We start from the raw sequence: 15683 nt of genomic DNA, 5'->3' as shown, positions 1-15683 counted from the left end.
GCCGGGCCAAAGCCCGACCGTGGCAGACGGCCCGGCCGCCCGCACCCCGACCGGCAACCGCTGCCGCCCGAGCACCGACCCGTGCCGCGCGGCGCCGGTCCGCCGCCGTACCGGCCGGTCCGCCGCCGTACCGGCCGGTCCGCCGCCGTACCGGCCGGTCCGTGGCCGCACGGGCACCGACCGGCCGGTCCTGCCCGTGTCCCTGCCCCCAGCCAACCCAGCCCCAACCCCAGCCCCAGCCCGAGCCCCAGCCCTCTCCCTGCCCGTGCCCGAGACGAGCGATTCGGGGCTCGTCCCTGCCCCGAGAGGCGGTACGCCATGAGCATTACCGAGCAGCACATCCTCGACATCTACCGCGCCCAGCGCCGCGGCGAGCCCGTCCCGCCGGCGCCGGGTGTCCACGACTGGGAGGTCGTGCGGGAACTGCACGACCAGCGGCGCTTCCGCGCGGTCGTGGCGGGCCGCCCGGCTCGGCGGCGCGTACGGTCCGCGCTGGTGCGGCTCCTGTGGGCGACACGCCCTACGCGCCGCCCGCCTCCCCGGTGACCTCCCGCAGCCGGGCCACGAACTCCGCCACCGCCTCCTTCACGTCCTCCGCGGTCCACTCCAGCCCGTCCGCCCGCACGGCGACCTCGGTGTACGACAGCCCCGGTCCGCCCGGATCCCAGACGCCCGCGAACAGGAGGGTCCTCGTCTGCTCGCCCTGCCGGATCGCGGCCTCGGAGAGGACGTCGGCGTCGTACGGCAGCCAGACCTGGAACTCGTGGGTGTGCGGCTGCTCCGGGTGGACGCGCGCCCAGGGCACCCCGGCCGCGGCGAACCCCTCGCGGAGCGCCGCGGCGACCACGCGCGCGTGGGTCACGTACTCCGGCAGCCGGGGCAGCTCCCGTTCCAGCCCGGCCAGCGCCGACAGCACGGTCGGGAACTGCTGGAAGACCTGGCCGCCGTACCGGTGCCGCCACGCCTTCGCCTCGTCGGCGAGCCACTGGGGGCCCGCGAGCGCCGCGCCGCCGAAGCCGCCGAGCGACTTGTAGAGCGACACGTAGACGCTGTCCGCGAGGCCCGCGATCTCCTCCAGGGGCCGGCCGAAGTGGACGGTGGTCTCCCACAGCCGGGCCCCGTCGAAGTGCACCACCGCGTCGCGCTCGTGGGCGGCGGCCACGACCTCGGAGAGTTCCTCCCAGGTGGGCAGCACGAAACCGGCGTCTCTAAGGGGCAGTTCGAGCATCAGGGAGCCGAAGGGTTCCTCGAAGTCGCGTACTTCGTCGGCGGTCGGCAGCCGCGGCTCGCGCGTCACCCGCACCGGGCGCAGTCCGCTGACCTCGCTGAACGCCTTGCGTTCGTGCACCTCGGGATGGGCCAGCGCGTGCAGCGCCACGGCAGGGTCGCCGGTGCGGGCCGCCCACACGCGCAGCGCGACCTGCTGGGCCATCGTGCCCGTCGGGAAGACGACGGCGGCCTCCTTGCCGAGCAGCCCGGCGACCCGCTCCTCCAGGGCCTCGACGATCCCGTTGCCGTAGATGTCCGACGGCTCGTCCAGGTCGTACAGCCCCGGCGCCTCCTCCTGCAGCAGCGCCAGCCGCTCGCGGATCGTCCCCAGGAACGCCGGACGCTCCAGCACCCGCTCAGCCGCCCGAAGAGCGGCCTTCCGCCGCGCGTACCGCCTCAGCGCCGGTGACTGCTCGGTCTCCGTCTCGTTCGTCTCTTCGCTCACCCTCGGATGATGTCGCGCGCCTCCACGTGGGGCACCCCCATTGCGCCCCCGCACCGCGTGTGGAAACCCACAGCCTGTGGACAACCGAACGCCCCTCGAACCAATCGCGTTAACATGACGAGAAATCGTCCGGTACCCAGAGCGGACTGGAACGGGAAGGCCACCAGCGAGTGACGACATTCCAGCAACCAGACCCCAAGGACCGCCCCGCGCGGCTCACCGTGGGCGTCGTCGGAGCGGGCCGGGTCGGGCCCGCGCTGGCGGCGTCGCTGCAGCTCGCGGGACATCGCCCGGTGGCCGTCTCCGGGGTCTCCGACGCCTCGAAACGGCGGGCCGGGGCCCTGCTGCCCGACGTGCCGCTGGTGCCCCCGGCCGACGTCCTGGACCGCGCCGAGCTGGTGCTGCTGACCGTGCCGGACGACGCCCTGCCGGGACTCGTGGAGGGGCTCGCCGAGACCGGGGCCGTCCGGCCGGGACAGCTGCTCGTGCACACCTCGGGGCGGTACGGCGCGAGCGTGCTGGACCCCGCGCTGCGGGCCGGGGCGCTCCCGCTGGCGCTGCACCCGGCGATGACGTTCACCGGCACCCCTGTTGACGTGCAGAGGCTCGCCGGATGCTCCTTCGGGGTCACCGCTCCCGAGGAGCTGCGGCTGGCCGCCGAGGCGCTGGTGATCGAGATGGGCGGAGAGCCCGAGTGGATCGCCGAGTCCGCCCGGCCGCTGTACCACGCGGCCCTCGCCCTGGGTGCCAACCACCTGGTGACCCTGGTCGCCCAGTCGATGGAGCTGCTGCGCACGGCGGGCGTCGAGGCCCCCGACCGCATGCTCGGACCGCTGCTGGGCGCCGCCCTCGACAACGCCCTGCGCTCCGGCGACGCGGCCCTCACCGGCCCCGTCGCGCGCGGTGACGCGGGCACGGTCGCCGCGCACGTCGCCGAGCTGCGCGAGCACGCCCCCCAGGCCGTCGCCGGCTACCTGGCGATGGCGCGCGCGACCGCCGACCGCGCGCTCGCCCACGGCCTGCTCAAGCCGGAACTCGCGGAGGACCTTCTCGGGGTACTCGCCAACGGGACCGCCGACGGGACCGAAGGGGACGCCCGATGACGAGCGCGACCGGGAACGGAGACGCCCGATGACCGCCACCCTGCTGCGCACCGCCGGTGAACTGCACGCCCGCGCGCGCGTGGGCCGCCGTGCCGTCGTGATGACCATGGGAGCGCTGCACGAGGGCCACGCCACGCTGGTCCGCACCGCGCGCGAGATCGCCGGCCGGGACGGCGAGGTGGTCGTCACCGTCTTCGTGAACCCCCTGCAGTTCGGCAAGGGCGAGGACCTCGACCGCTACCCGCGCACCCTCGACGCCGACCTCAAGATCGCCGAACAGGCGGGCGCCGACGCCGTGTTCGCCCCCTCCGTGGACGAGGTGTACCCGGGCGGCGAGCCCCAGGTGCGGATCTCCGCGGGCCCCATGGGGGAGCGCCTGGAGGGCGCCTCGCGGCCCGGGCACTTCGACGGCATGCTCACCGTCGTCGCCAAGCTGCTGCACCTCACCCGGCCCGACGTGGCCCTCTACGGGCAGAAGGACGCCCAGCAGCTCGCCCTGATCCGCCGCATGGCGCGCGACCTGAACTTCGGCGTGGAGATCGTCGGCGTGCCGACCGTCCGCGAGGAGGACGGCCTGGCCCTGTCCAGCCGCAACCGCTACCTGTCCGTCACCGAGCGCCGTACGGCCCTCACGCTCTCGCAGGCCCTGTTCGCGGGGCGCGACCGGCACGCCGCCCAGGAGGCGCTGCGCGCGCGGGCCCGGGAGGTGCCCGCCACGCGCGCGCGTGCGGAGGCCCTCAGCGCTCTCGGCGAGTCCCGCGCCGCCGCCGACGCGCACGCCGTCGCGAAGGCCGCCCCGGCCACCACGTCCGGCCCCGCCGACGTCCGGTCGGCCGCCCGCCTCGTCCTCGACGACGCCGCACGCCTGAAGCCGCCGCTGGAACTCGACTACCTGGCCCTGGTCGACCCCTCCGACTTCACCGAGATCTCCGACGGCTTCACCGGTGAAGCCGTCCTCGCCGTCGCCGCCCGGGTCGGGACGACCCGGCTGATCGACAATCTCCCCCTCACCTTCGGAGCCGCCTCGTGACCGACACAGGCACGAACACCACAGGGACGACCAGCACGGGCATACGACTGCACGCCCCCGCTCCCGGCTGGGCCATCACCGCGGACGTCGTGGTCGTCGGCTCCGGGGTCGCCGGCCTGACCGCGGCCCTGCGCTGCGAGGCCGCCGGCCTGCACACCGTCGTCGTCACCAAGGCCCGCCTCGACGACGGCTCCACCCGCTGGGCGCAGGGCGGCATAGCGGCGGCCCTCGGCGAGGGCGACACCCCCGAGCAGCACCTGGACGACACACTGGTCGCGGGCGCGGGCCTGTGCGACGAGGACGCCGTCCGCCTCCTCGTCACCGAGGGCCCCGACGCCGTCCGCCGCCTCATAGAGACGGGGGCGCACTTCGACGAGTCCTCCGAAGGAGAACTGGAGCTGACCCGCGAGGGCGGCCACCACCGCCGCCGCATCGCGCACGCGGGCGGCGACGCGACAGGCGCGGAGATCTCCCGGGCGCTCGTCGAGGCCGTCAGCGAAGCAATGCCGTCAAGCACACCAGGCACACGGGCGCGCGGACTGCGCACCATCGAGAACGCGCTCGTCCTGGACCTGTTGACCGACGCCGACGGCCGTACCGCGGGTGTCACCCTGCACGTCATGGGCGAGGGCCAGCACGACGGCGTCGGCGCCGTGCACGCGCCCGCCGTGGTCCTCGCGACCGGCGGCATGGGCCAGGTCTACTCGGCGACCACCAACCCGTCCGTGTCCACGGGCGATGGCGTGGCGCTCGCCCTGCGCGCGGGCGCCGAGGTCAGCGACCTGGAGTTCGTGCAGTTCCACCCCACGGTGCTCTTCCTCGGCTCCGAGGCGGAGGGCCAGCAGCCGCTCGTCTCCGAGGCGGTACGGGGCGAGGGCGCCCACCTGGTCGACGCGGACGGCACACGCTTCATGGTCGGGCAGCACGAACTGGCCGAACTCGCCCCCCGGGACATCGTCGCCAAGGGCATCACGCGCCGCATGCTGGAGCAGGGCGCCGAGCACATGTACCTGGACGCCCGGCACTTCGGCGCCGAGATGTGGGAGCACCGCTTCCCGACGATCCTCGCCGCCTGCCGCGCCCACGGCATCGACCCGGTCACCGAACCCGTCCCGGTCGCCCCGGCCGCCCACTACGCCTCCGGGGGCGTCCGCACGGACTCACAGGGGCGGACGACCGTACCGGGCCTGTACGCCTGCGGTGAGGTCGCCTGCACGGGCGTCCACGGCGCCAACCGGCTCGCCTCGAACTCCCTCCTGGAGGGCCTCGTCTACGCCGAGCGCATCGCCGCCGACATCGCCGCGAGCCGGGCGGCCGACGGCCTCCACGCGCGCGTGCCGCAGCCCGTCCCGTACCGCGAGAAGCCCGAGCACCCGCTGCTGGAGCCGGAGGCACGGTTCGCGATCCAGCGGATCATGACGGAGGGCGCGGGCGTCCTGCGCTCGGCGGCGTCCCTGGCGGCCGCGGCCGCGGCCCTCGACCAGCTGCACACCGACGCCCGCGACGCCCTCGACGAGAACGGCAAGACGGCCGAGCCCGGCGTCGACACCTGGGAGACCACCAACCTGCTGTGCGTGGCCCGCGTCCTGGTCGCCGCCGCACGGCTGCGCGAGGAGACCCGTGGCTGCCACTGGCGCGAGGACCACGCCGACCGGGACGACACCCACTGGCGCCGCCACGTCGTCGTACGGCTGAATCCCGACCGCGCACTGGCCCTGCGCACCACGGACACCCCAGACTTCCCCCCGACCGCCCCCGCCCCGCTCGACCCCGATCGAGCCGGGGCCACCCCCACGCACCGGCCCGAGCGCCTTCCCCAGGAGCAGTGACGTTCAAGTGAGTACCCCCGACGACCTTCCCCTCGCCCAGAGCGGCGGCTGCGGCGACGGCTGCGCCTGCGGCATGGACCCCGACGCGGACGGGCTGGAGACCTACATGGAGTGCGGTCTCGACCCCGCGCTCGCCGAGCTCCTCGCCGACGCCGGGCTCGACCCCCTTGAGGTCGAGGACATCGCCAACGTGGCGATCCAGGAGGACCTCGACAACGGCGTCGACGTCACCACCGTCGCCACCATCCCCGAGGAGGCCCGCGCCACCGCCGACTTCACCGCGCGCGAGGCCGGCGTCGTGGCGGGCCTGAGGGTCGCCGAGGCGGTCGTCTCGGTGGTGTGCACGGACGAGTTCGAGGTCGAGCGCCACGTGGACGACGGCGACCGGGTGGAGGCGGGACAGAAGCTCCTGTCGGTCACGACCCGCACCCGCGACCTCCTCACGGCCGAGCGCAGCGCGCTCAACCTGCTGTGCCGCCTGTCGGGCATCGCGACGGCCACGCGCGCGTGGACGGACGCTTTGGAGGGCACGAAGGCGAAGGTCAGGGACACCAGGAAGACCACCCCGGGGCTGCGGGCGCTGGAGAAGTTCGCGGTGCGCTGCGGCGGCGGCGTCAACCACCGCATGTCGCTGTCGGACGCTGCCCTCGTCAAGGACAACCACGTGGTCGCCGCGGGCGGCGTCGCGCAGGCCTTCAAGGCGGTCCGGGAGGAGTTCCCGGACGTGCCGATCGAGGTCGAGGTCGACACGTTGCACCAGCTGCGCGAGGTCGTCGACGCGGGCGCTGACCTGATCCTGCTGGACAACTTCACGCCCCTCGAGTGCGAGGAGGCGGTGGCCATCGTCGGCGGCCGCGCGATGCTGGAGGCGTCGGGCCGCCTCACGCTGGAGAACGCGAAGGCGTACGCGGACACGGGCGTCGACTACCTGGCGGTCGGGGCCCTCACGCACTCCTCGCCCATCCTGGACATCGGCCTGGACCTGCGAGCGGCGGAGTAGGAGCGGGTACGGGCCATGCTGCTGACGATCGACGTAGGCAACACACACACCGTTCTCGGTCTGTTCGACGGCGAGGACATCGTCGAACACTGGCGCATCTCCACGGACGCGCGCCGCACCGCCGACGAGCTGGCGGTCCTCCTCCAGGGCCTCATGGGGATGCACCCCCTCCTCGGGGACGAGCTGGGCGACGGCATCGACGGGATCGCGATCTGCTCCACGGTGCCGTCCGTGCTGCACGAGCTGCGGGAGGTCACGCGCCGGTACTACGGCGACGTACCCGCGGTGCTGGTCGAACCCGGCATCAAGACGGGCGTACCGATCCTCATGGACAACCCCAAGGAGGTCGGCGCGGACCGCATCATCAACGCGGTGGCCGCCGTCGAGCTCTACGGCGGGCCGGCGATCGTGGTCGACTTCGGTACGGCGACGACGTTCGACGCGGTGTCGGCGCGCGGTGAGTACGCGGGCGGGGTGATCGCGCCGGGCATCGAGATCTCGGTCGAGGCGCTGGGGGTGCGCGGGGCGCAGCTCCGCAAGATCGAACTGGCCCGTCCGCGCGCGGTGATCGGCAAGAACACGGTCGAGGCCATGCAGGCCGGCATCGTCTACGGCTTCGCGGGGCAGGTGGACGGCGTGGTCGGCCGCATGGCCCGCGAGCTCGCGGACGATCCCGACGACGTCACGGTCATCGCCACGGGTGGGCTGGCGCCCATGGTCCTCGGCGAGGCGTCCGTGATCGACGAACACGAGCCGTGGCTGACGCTGATCGGGTTGCGGTTGGTGTACGAGAGGAACGTGTCGCGGATGTGAGGCGGCGGGTGGCGCGCGGCGGGGGTGCGGGGCGTTTGTCTCGCCGGGCGGGGCTGGTTTTCAGGACCGCGGGGGACTGCCCGGTTTTTCAGGGGCGCGGGGAACTGCGCGACAAGCCCCCACCCACCCCCACCCGCACCCAACCAACCCACCCACTCCAAACACCCCCCACCCCCCTAGCGCGCCGCAGGCGTACCGCACCCACCCGAGTGGTCCCCACGCCACGCACCCTTGCGCTGCCGCTTTTGTCTGATTAGCGCGTATCGTCGATACATGCCCACGCCCCACGGATCCCGCGGCGCCATGGCGTTCGGCACGGAGGAGCTGCGTGTGCTCCGCCGAGCTCTCGCCCTCGCCCTCAACCCAGCCTCCGCCACCGCGCAGGACGTCCAGGACTGCCTTCGGCTCGCCCGGTCCGTCGACGAGACCGCCCGCGAGGGCACCCGGCTGAGGGCCTTCCTGCTGGCCGACCTCGCCCGCTACCGTGCCGCGCTCCCCGGCACCGCGACGGGCTACCTCGCGCTCCTGGACGACGCCCTGGGCGCGGGCCACCGGCCCACCACGGACGACCTCGCCGCCCTGCGCGCCCTGCGCGGCAACCCCACCGCGGCCGCTCTCCTGGACCGGTGCCTGGACCACTGCGGCGTCCCCGCGCAGCAGGGCGCCGAGCCCCGCCACGCGGGCTCCACCCCGGCCGCCACCGTCCCGGCCTCCCGCACCCGACTCACCGCCCTCCCCGGAGGCCTCTCCCGCGGCACGCACACGCGCACCGCCGCACAGGAGCCCGCCAAGCGCCCCGGGGACAAGCCCGCCCGGCAGCCCGCCCGCCCCGCGCGGCCCGCCCGCCCGGCACAGCCCGCCGAGAAGCCGGCTCCCTCGCCCCAGCCCCAGCCCAAGGCGCCGAGCCCCAGTCGCCGCCCCATCCCGACCCCTGGCGAGGTCTTCCCGCCCAAGCGCAAGCCCGGTCCACCGGCGAACCCCGGGGGCGGCGAGCAGCAGCGGCTCGCCGCGGGCTGAGCCTGCCCGCACGCCGTCCGGGACGCCCCGCCACCGGGTCCGGCGGATCCCACCCCCGACCGGGAGCTACCGGACAGCCCCTGGCTACTCTGGACACATGGACTACGTCTCCGCGCTCGTGCCCCCGGTAGTGATGGCCGTGTTCTTCATCGGCGTGATCGTGACGATGGTGAAGTCCCAGGGCGGCGCCAACAAGGCCAAGGAGGACGCGGCGGTCGACGCCGCCCTCGCCCGCGCGGAGGGCACCCGGCAGGTCGCCAAGGACGACGTCCAGGGCTGAGCCCCACCGGAACCCGGGGCCGAGCGGACTCACCCCGCGCCGACGCCTCCATCGGCGTACGACTCATCCATGTTGTGAGTCGTACGCCCTTTTTGTACCCCTTGTGCAACTTGTCTCAGTATGCTGTTGAGTTGTGCCTCGGCCATTGGGAGAACTCGAAGACGCGGTCATGACGCGGGTGTGGAAGTGGAACCGCCCGGTGACCGTTCGAGAAGTCCTGGAAGACCTTCAGCAGGAACGGTCCATCGCATACACCACCGTGATGACCGTTCTGGACAATCTCCATCAGAAGGGCTGGGTGCGCCGCGAAGCCGAAGGCCGCGCCTATCGATATGAGGCGGTCTCCACCCGCGCCGCGTACGCGGCCGCTCTGATGAACGACGCCTGGTCGCAGAGCGACAACCCCGCGGCCGCTCTCGTCGCCTTCTTCGGCATGATGAGCGAGGAACAGCGACAGGCGCTCCGCGACGCCGTCCGTATCGCGCAGGGCCCCGACCCGGGCGAAACCACCGCTGCTCCGGCCGATACCGCTGCCGAATCGGGTGACGAATCGTCGGACGAAACAGCCGCACCCGCCGATGGTCCTGATGAGAACCCCGCCTCGGCACAGGGTGACACCGGACGATAGCGTCCGGTCATGCCAGCAGAGAGTCCAGCAGAGAGTCCCGAAGTCACCGCGAAAGCCATCACCGTCCGGCGGGCCAGGACCAGCGATGTCCCGCACGTGCGCAGCCTGCTTGACGCGTACGTCCGCCGGGGCATCCTGCTCGACAAAGCGACGGTGACGCTTTACGAGGACATCCAGGAGTTCTGGGTCGCGGAACGCGATGACAACGCACAGGTGGTCGGGTGCGGCGCGCTGCACGTCATGTGGGAAGACCTCGCGGAAGTCCGCACTCTCGCGGTGAACCCCGAGGCCAAGGGGCTGGGCGTCGGTCACCAGTTGCTGCGGAAGTTGCTGCACACCGCCCGCTGGCTGGGTGTTCGCCGGGTTTTCTGTCTGACCTTCGAAGTCGAGTTCTTCGCGAAGCACGGCTTCGTGGAGATCGGTGAGACGCCGGTCGACCGCGATGTCTACGCGGAGCTGCTGCGTTCCTATGACGAGGGCGTGGCGGAGTTCCTCGGTCTCGAACGAGTGAAACCGAACACCTTGGGCAACAGCCGGATGCTTCTGCATCTGTGATCGCCGGGGATCCGCACAACGATGGGCAGGATCGGCGGGGATCGGCGGGGATCGCCAAGGAGTATTCCGGCGGATGCGCCTTGCCCAGGTTCCCTATGTCCGAAACGCGTACGTTTCCGGTCTTCCCGGGGTCCGTGGGCCTCTCCCAGGGGTTTGTGTTTTTCAAGGAAAAGCGGTTTGCTTTCCGACGTACTGCAGTACTGCATATAACAGGGGACTCGAAACAGCGGCTGCGGCCGCGGATCCTCGGCCCTCAAGTTATCGATGAAAGGAAATCCGGTGGCACAGAAGGTTCAGGTCCTTCTTGTCGACGACCTCGACGGTGGCGAGGCGGACGAGACCGTGACGTTCGCGCTGGACGGCAAGACGTACGAAATCGATCTCACGACATCCAACGCGGACAAGCTCCGCGGCCTTCTTGAGCCGTACGTGAAGGGCGGGCGTCGTACCGGAGGTCGTGCTTCGGGCGGACGCGGAAAGGCACGCGCCGCCGCCGGCGGCAGCCAGGACACCGCGCAGATCCGCGCCTGGGCGAAGGAGAACGGCTACGAGGTCAACGACCGTGGCCGCGTCCCCGCGTCCATTCGCGAGGCCTACGAGAAGGCGAACGCCTGAGCACTCAGGCGTCGCAGCCGGATCCGGTGGCACTGTGTCGCCACCGTGTCCACCAGTCGTACGAGGTCAGGGGCGGACCCTCCACCCCCCAGCGCGGACAGCGTCGGCAGCGACGGCTCCACCTCGCACCCCGGCTCGGGGGGCCGCAGCCATACGGCGGCCCCCTGTGGACCGGCACCGTCCGTTGACGACGGCCGGAGCGGTGCCCCCGTGTCCGCGGGGCCGGAGAGCGAGGACTGACGCGCGCCCGGAACGGTCGGGCGCTCCACGGCCGAGGCGCGCCCACCCCGGACGGGCCGGGACGAGGGGACCTCGATGTGACGTCCCGCACGGCCGGACCGGGGCCCGTCAGGCCAGGCGCCGTGCGGCCAGGGCCGAGGAGCCTCGATGTGGCCGCCCCTTCCGACAGCGATGAGGCTCAGCTCCAGGCGGCCCCAGTCGAGCCAGTCGAGCAGCCCCGGCAGTTCGTCCGCGCTGCCCGCGGCCACCAGCAGCCCCACGCGCTCTCCGCGCAGCGTCACCGGAGTATCCGGGGCCAGATGCCGCAGCGCCGCGAACCCCGCCTCCGCGGGAACGTCGAGCACATCGAAGCGCAGCCCCGTACTGATACGTACCGGCGCTCCGGGCAGCGTGGCCCAGCCGAGCCCGCTCTCGTACCACTCCCGCACCCGGTCGCTCGAGTCGAGCGGACAGCGAGGGAGGGGGACGATGGATGCCATGTCAGGAACAACCGCGCAAAGGGCGCCCGAGTTACTTTGGGTGGTGGATTATGCACACAGGGTGGTGGAAACGGGGGCGTCCGGGGGAGTGCGGCGACGCAAGGATGTTCGCCCGTAGCGGAGGGAACCGGTGCGCAGGGCATGGAGTGTCAGTGCGTGCGGGTAAGACATCCCTAGTGGGAGGGGGCGACACGCAGAAAAGGCGGTCTCGCGTTCGCCATCGGCGTACTGATGGTGAGGCTAACCACCTGGCCTGCGGGAACATCGTCTCGCACCATCGGGTTGGAGCAGATGTCGGCGTTCGGGGTCAGGAGGCCAAGGACGGTGTCGGCAGTTGGAATGAGCGGTCCCCGCTTGCGGGACTAAGCTGCGGAAGGACAGCGAGGGGAGCGTCCCCTCACTGCCTGACCGCTCTGAGGAGCGATTAACGATGTTCGAGAGGTTCACCGACCGCGCGCGGCGGGTTGTCGTCCTGGCTCAGGAAGAAGCCCGGATGCTCAACCACAACTACATCGGCACCGAGCACATCCTCCTGGGCCTGATCCACGAGGGTGAGGGTGTCGCCGCTAAGGCCCTGGAGAGCCTCGGGATCTCGCTTGAGGCTGTCCGCCAGCAGGTGGAGGAGATCATCGGCCAGGGCCAGCAGGCCCCCTCCGGCCACATCCCCTTCACCCCACGTGCCAAGAAGGTCCTGGAGCTGTCGCTCCGCGAGGCCCTTCAGCTGGGCCACAACTACATCGGCACGGAGCACATCCTGCTCGGCCTGATCCGTGAGGGCGAGGGCGTCGCCGCCCAGGTCCTGGTCAAGCTGGGCGCAGACCTCAACCGGGTGCGGCAGCAGGTCATCCAGCTGCTCTCCGGCTACCAGGGCAAGGAGACCGCCACCGCCGGCGGGCCTGCCGAGGGCACCCCCTCGACGTCCCTGGTCCTCGACCAGTTCGGCCGGAACCTCACCCAGGCCGCTCGTGAGTCCAAGCTCGACCCGGTCATCGGGCGCGAGAAGGAGATCGAGCGGGTCATGCAGGTGCTGTCCCGCCGTACCAAGAACAACCCGGTCCTGATCGGTGAGCCCGGCGTCGGCAAGACCGCCGTCGTCGAGGGCCTCGCCCAGGCCATCGTCAAGGGCGAGGTGCCCGAGACCCTCAAGGACAAGCACCTCTACACCCTGGACCTCGGCGCGCTGGTCGCCGGCTCCCGCTACCGCGGTGACTTCGAGGAGCGCCTGAAGAAGGTCCTCAAGGAGATCCGCACCCGCGGCGACATCATCCTGTTCATCGACGAGCTGCACACGCTGGTCGGTGCGGGTGCCGCCGAGGGCGCCATCGACGCGGCTTCGATCCTGAAGCCGATGCTGGCCCGCGGTGAGCTGCAGACCATCGGTGCCACCACGCTGGACGAGTACCGCAAGCACCTGGAGAAGGACGCGGCCCTGGAGCGCCGCTTCCAGCCCATCCAGGTCGCCGAGCCCTCGCTCCCGCACACCATCGAGATCCTCAAGGGTCTGCGCGACCGGTACGAGGCGCACCACCGCGTCTCCATCACGGATGAGGCGCTGGTCCAGGCGGCCACCCTGGCCGACCGTTACATCTCGGACCGCTTCCTGCCCGACAAGGCGATCGACCTGATCGACGAGGCGGGCTCCCGGATGCGCATCCGCCGGATGACGGCTCCGCCGGACCTCCGCGAGTTCGACGAGAAGATCGCCGGCGTCCGCCGCGACAAGGAGTCCGCGATCGACTCGCAGGACTTCGAGAAGGCCGCCTCCCTGCGCGACAAGGAGAAGCAGCTCCTCGCCGCCAAGGCCAAGCGGGAGAAGGAGTGGAAGGCCGGCGACATGGACGTCGTCGCCGAGGTCGACGGCGAGCTGATCGCCGAGGTCCTCGCCACGGCCACGGGCATCCCGGTCTTCAAGCTGACCGAGGAGGAGTCCAGCCGCCTGCTCCGCATGGAGGACGAGCTCCACAAGCGGGTCATCGGCCAGGTCGACGCCGTCAAGGCGCTGTCGAAGGCGATCCGTCGTACACGCGCCGGTCTGAAGGACCCCAAGCGTCCCGGTGGTTCGTTCATCTTCGCCGGCCCGTCCGGTGTCGGTAAGACCGAACTCTCCAAGGCCCTCGCGGAGTTCCTCTTCGGTGACGAGGACGCGCTGATCTCCCTCGACATGTCGGAGTTCAGCGAGAAGCACACGGTGTCGCGTCTGTTCGGTTCGCCCCCCGGCTACGTGGGCTACGAAGAGGGCGGCCAGCTGACGGAGAAGGTGCGCCGCAAGCCGTTCTCGGTCGTCCTGTTCGACGAGGTCGAGAAGGCCCACCCGGACATCTTCAACTCGCTGCTGCAGATCCTGGAGGACGGTCGCCTGACCGACTCCCAGGGCCGGGTCGTGGACTTCAAGAACACGGTCATCATCATGACGACCAACCTCGGCACCCGGGACATCTCCAAGGGCTTCAACCTGGGCTTCGCGGCCTCGGGTGACAAGAAGTCCAACTACGAGCGCATGAAGAACAAGGTGTCGGACGAGCTCAAGCAGCACTTCCGCCCCGAGTTCCTCAACCGTGTCGACGACGTGGTCGTCTTCCCGCAGCTGACGCAGGAGGACATCCTCAAGATCGTCGACCTGATGGTCGGCAAGGTGGACGAGCGCCTGAAGGACCGGGACATGGGCATCGAGCTCTCCCAGGCCGCCAAGGAGCTGCTGTCCAAGAAGGGTTACGACCCCGTGCTGGGCGCCCGGCCGCTGCGCCGCACCATCCAGCGCGAGATCGAGGACAGCCTGTCGGAGAAGATCCTCTTCGGCGAGCTCCGTCCGGGCCACATCGTGGTCGTGGACACGGAGGGCGAGGGCGACGCCAAGACCTTCACCTTCCGCGGTGAGGAGAAGTCGGCCCTGCCGGACGTCCCGCCGATCGAGCAGGCGGCGGGCGGCGGCCCGAACCTGAGCAAGGAGGCGTAAGCCCTCCGGGCGGTACGCGCAGAACGAAGAAGGGGGCCGGTGCCTGAGGGCACCGGCCCCCTTCGCGTGCGCCGGCGAACCGCTCGCTCAGGACAGCCGGCGAAGAACAGGGCGACGCCGTGCTGCTGGGCGTACGCGGCGGCTTCGAGGACCGGTTTGTCACAGCACGCTGAGCCCTCCGGGCCGGGCAGCAGATCCAGCACGAGCGGGCCGGCATCGGCGAGGGCGCGTGCCTCCTCCGTCGTCCGGGGCGGAATGAGCGACGCGGCGTTCGGCTCGATGTCGGCGCGGACGCGCGGGTCGAGTTCCGTCGCGTGTTCCAGCGAGGCGAGCGCGAGCAGCCGTAAGCGCACGCTTGCCGCACCGTCCAGTCGCTCCGCCGACGCGGTCAGGTCCCGCAGCAGTTCGGCCCGTTCGCGCGGCCGGGCGTTGACCAGGTCGATGCCGTAGATGGTGAGGTGGCTGTGGACCTTGGCCACGTACGCGAGGTAACGCGCCTCGAAGGAGGTGTCGGTTCCGCTGGGCCGAGGCGTGCGGGCGATCAACTCGTCGACTTTCACAATGAGTTCGCTCTGCCGTCTGGTCTGCTCGACAAGGATCACGGGCCAGCCCCTTGAGCACCGCTGATCCGTCGGGGACGGTCACCTCGAAGTTGCTCGCCGCCGAGCCCTGGGTGAGATGCAGGTTCTGGTGGATGAAGCGGTCCAGCAGGGCGCGGGACCAGCCGTTGCGGACGGCCTCGGTGGTGTAGAAGTCCAGCTCGGAGCGGGTATCGAGCTTGTCCATGAGCACGGTTGCGTGGCCCCACGGCAATTGTGCAACAGGCTGTTGCACAATTGGCTCCGGCCAGGTGCGGGCCATCTTCTGCATGTAGATGAGGTTGCGGCGGGAGAAGCCGCGCTGGTTCGGGAAGGCCGCCTTCAGGTCCGCGGCGAGCCGGGCCACGACCCTGGTGCCCCAGCCCTCCTGTTCCTGACGGGCGAGGATCAGCCTGCCGATCTGCCAGTACATCTGGACGAGTTCGGTGTTCACGGCTCGCTGGGCACGCAGGCGTGCGCCCGCGACGGCTTCCTTGACCTCCCCGAGCAGGTCTCCGTACCAGGAGGGGAGGGCGCCGAGCTGGGCGGGGACGGTCGCGGCTTCGGCCTCGGTGTTCTTGTGCAGGCTCGCGCAAGGCGATCTTTGCACGGGGACGAATCGTGTCACGTCATACGAACGTGTGAGTTTGGGGCGAGGGTTCGTATGAGGGCGGACAGCCGTACCGGCTTGTCGACCAGGGCCGCGCCCGGGCCCTCCCGCACGAACAGCTTCTTCACCAGCGGAGCGACCACGCTCGATGCCAGGAGCGTGCCGATGACCGCGGGATCCATTCGACGCCCCCCGAGAGCCGTGAACCGGATCAGTCGGCGTAGTGCCCGTCACATTCC

The 15683-nt window shown here is 71.3% G+C and carries 15 protein-coding genes and 2 pseudogenes; 12 read left to right on the top strand and 5 right to left on the bottom strand.

The window, feature by feature from the left end; translation table 11 throughout:
* Positions 1-318: 318 nt before the first annotated feature.
* Positions 319-546 carry a hypothetical protein gene (locus AB0959_RS09630; protein ID WP_366825770.1) on the top strand — a complete coding sequence of 76 codons (228 nt, stop codon included), beginning with the start codon at positions 319-321 and terminating at the stop codon, positions 544-546.
* On the opposite strand, the gene AB0959_RS09625 is transcribed toward AB0959_RS09630, so the two are convergent.
* The gene (locus AB0959_RS09625; RefSeq protein ID WP_366825769.1) at positions 521-1714 is read right to left on the bottom strand and encodes a beta-eliminating lyase-related protein; all 1194 of its coding nucleotides are present in this window, start codon (positions 1712-1714) and stop codon (positions 521-523) included. The two genes, AB0959_RS09630 and AB0959_RS09625, sit on opposite strands and share 26 nt — an antisense overlap.
* Positions 1715-1884: 170 nt before the next feature.
* Between AB0959_RS09625 and AB0959_RS09620 the strand changes: the two genes are divergently transcribed.
* From AB0959_RS09620 to AB0959_RS09575, 10 genes are all read left to right on the top strand, one after another.
* Positions 1885-2817 carry a DUF2520 domain-containing protein gene (locus AB0959_RS09620; protein ID WP_366825768.1) on the top strand — a complete coding sequence of 311 codons (933 nt, stop codon included), beginning with the start codon at positions 1885-1887 and terminating at the stop codon, positions 2815-2817.
* 28 nt (positions 2818-2845) lie between these two features.
* Complete coding sequence (gene panC / locus AB0959_RS09615) at positions 2846-3847, top strand: pantoate--beta-alanine ligase (RefSeq protein WP_366825767.1); 1002 nt, start codon at positions 2846-2848, stop codon at positions 3845-3847.
* Entirely contained in the window at positions 3844-5676 is a 1833-nt protein-coding gene (locus AB0959_RS09610) for an L-aspartate oxidase (RefSeq protein WP_366825766.1), read from the top strand. The genes panC and AB0959_RS09610 overlap by 4 nt, the downstream gene beginning before the upstream one ends.
* Before the next feature lie 7 nt (positions 5677-5683).
* On the top strand, positions 5684-6676 hold the full coding sequence (gene nadC / locus AB0959_RS09605) for a carboxylating nicotinate-nucleotide diphosphorylase (protein WP_366825765.1): 993 nt from the start codon (positions 5684-5686) through the stop codon (positions 6674-6676).
* 15 nt (positions 6677-6691) lie between these two features.
* The gene (locus AB0959_RS09600) at positions 6692-7489 is read left to right on the top strand and encodes a type III pantothenate kinase (protein WP_366825764.1); all 798 of its coding nucleotides are present in this window, start codon (positions 6692-6694) and stop codon (positions 7487-7489) included.
* 303 nt (positions 7490-7792) lie between these two features.
* On the top strand, positions 7793-8506 hold the full coding sequence (locus tag AB0959_RS09595) for a hypothetical protein (RefSeq protein WP_366825971.1): 714 nt from the start codon (positions 7793-7795) through the stop codon (positions 8504-8506).
* Positions 8507-8603: 97 nt separating this feature from the next.
* Positions 8604-8786, top strand: a complete 183-nt coding sequence (locus AB0959_RS09590; RefSeq protein ID WP_366825763.1) for a hypothetical protein — start codon at positions 8604-8606, stop codon at positions 8784-8786.
* A 133-nt stretch (positions 8787-8919) separates the two neighbouring features.
* A complete protein-coding gene (locus tag AB0959_RS09585; protein ID WP_366825762.1) occupies positions 8920-9414 on the top strand; it encodes a BlaI/MecI/CopY family transcriptional regulator in 495 nt (164 codons plus the stop codon).
* 9 nt (positions 9415-9423) lie between these two features.
* Positions 9424-9969: an amino-acid N-acetyltransferase gene (locus tag AB0959_RS09580; protein WP_366825761.1), complete on the top strand. Its 546-nt coding sequence runs from the start codon at positions 9424-9426 to the stop codon at positions 9967-9969.
* Positions 9970-10248: 279 nt separating this feature from the next.
* Positions 10249-10584: an Lsr2 family protein gene (locus AB0959_RS09575; RefSeq protein WP_366825760.1), complete on the top strand. Its 336-nt coding sequence runs from the start codon at positions 10249-10251 to the stop codon at positions 10582-10584.
* Here AB0959_RS09575 and AB0959_RS09570 read toward each other — a convergent pair.
* The gene (locus AB0959_RS09570) at positions 10563-11303 is read right to left on the bottom strand and encodes an SCO3374 family protein (protein ID WP_366825759.1); all 741 of its coding nucleotides are present in this window, start codon (positions 11301-11303) and stop codon (positions 10563-10565) included. The two genes, AB0959_RS09575 and AB0959_RS09570, sit on opposite strands and share 22 nt — an antisense overlap.
* 430 nt (positions 11304-11733) lie before the next feature.
* Between AB0959_RS09570 and AB0959_RS09565 the strand changes: the two genes are divergently transcribed.
* On the top strand, positions 11734-14256 hold the full coding sequence (locus AB0959_RS09565) for an ATP-dependent Clp protease ATP-binding subunit (protein ID WP_366825758.1): 2523 nt from the start codon (positions 11734-11736) through the stop codon (positions 14254-14256).
* Positions 14257-14429: 173 nt separating this feature from the next.
* Here AB0959_RS09565 and AB0959_RS09560 read toward each other — a convergent pair.
* The 3 genes and pseudogenes from AB0959_RS09560 to AB0959_RS09550 all read right to left on the bottom strand — a co-directional run.
* A pseudogene (locus AB0959_RS09560) lies at positions 14430-14699 on the bottom strand (hypothetical protein); the annotation flags it as partial.
* Between the two features lie 247 nt (positions 14700-14946).
* Positions 14947-15444, bottom strand: a pseudogene (locus AB0959_RS09555) (DUF1016 N-terminal domain-containing protein); the annotation flags it as partial.
* A gap of 14 nt (positions 15445-15458) precedes the next feature.
* Positions 15459-15626 carry a hypothetical protein gene (locus AB0959_RS09550; RefSeq protein WP_366825757.1) on the bottom strand — a complete coding sequence of 56 codons (168 nt, stop codon included), beginning with the start codon at positions 15624-15626 and terminating at the stop codon, positions 15459-15461.
* Positions 15627-15683: the final 57 nt, after the last annotated feature.

Origin of the sequence: Streptomyces sp. NPDC046862 (genome assembly GCF_040704615.1) — a bacterium.
GTDB lineage: Bacteria > Actinomycetota > Actinomycetes > Streptomycetales > Streptomycetaceae > Streptomyces.
Note: the sequence above shows the minus strand (reverse complement) of the source record. Positions and strands in the feature narration are given on the sequence as shown.

Excerpts from the sequence above, each read along its gene's own strand:
- AB0959_RS09630 (WP_366825770.1), top strand. The coding sequence starts at position 319 with ATGAGCATTACCGAGCAGCACATCCTCGACATCTACCGCGCCCAGCGC.
- panC (WP_366825767.1), top strand. The coding sequence starts at position 2,846 with ATGACCGCCACCCTGCTGCGCACCGCCGGTGAACTGCACGCCCGCGCG.
- AB0959_RS09600 (WP_366825764.1), top strand. The coding sequence starts at position 6,692 with ATGCTGCTGACGATCGACGTAGGCAACACACACACCGTTCTCGGTCTG.
- AB0959_RS09595 (WP_366825971.1), top strand. The coding sequence starts at position 7,793 with ATGGCGTTCGGCACGGAGGAGCTGCGTGTGCTCCGCCGAGCTCTCGCC.
- AB0959_RS09590 (WP_366825763.1), top strand. The coding sequence starts at position 8,604 with ATGGACTACGTCTCCGCGCTCGTGCCCCCGGTAGTGATGGCCGTGTTC.
- AB0959_RS09580 (WP_366825761.1), top strand. The coding sequence starts at position 9,424 with ATGCCAGCAGAGAGTCCAGCAGAGAGTCCCGAAGTCACCGCGAAAGCC.
- AB0959_RS09570 (WP_366825759.1), bottom strand. The coding sequence starts at position 11,303 with ATGGCATCCATCGTCCCCCTCCCTCGCTGTCCGCTCGACTCGAGCGAC.
- AB0959_RS09565 (WP_366825758.1), top strand. The coding sequence starts at position 11,734 with ATGTTCGAGAGGTTCACCGACCGCGCGCGGCGGGTTGTCGTCCTGGCT.
- AB0959_RS09550 (WP_366825757.1), bottom strand. The coding sequence starts at position 15,626 with ATGGATCCCGCGGTCATCGGCACGCTCCTGGCATCGAGCGTGGTCGCT.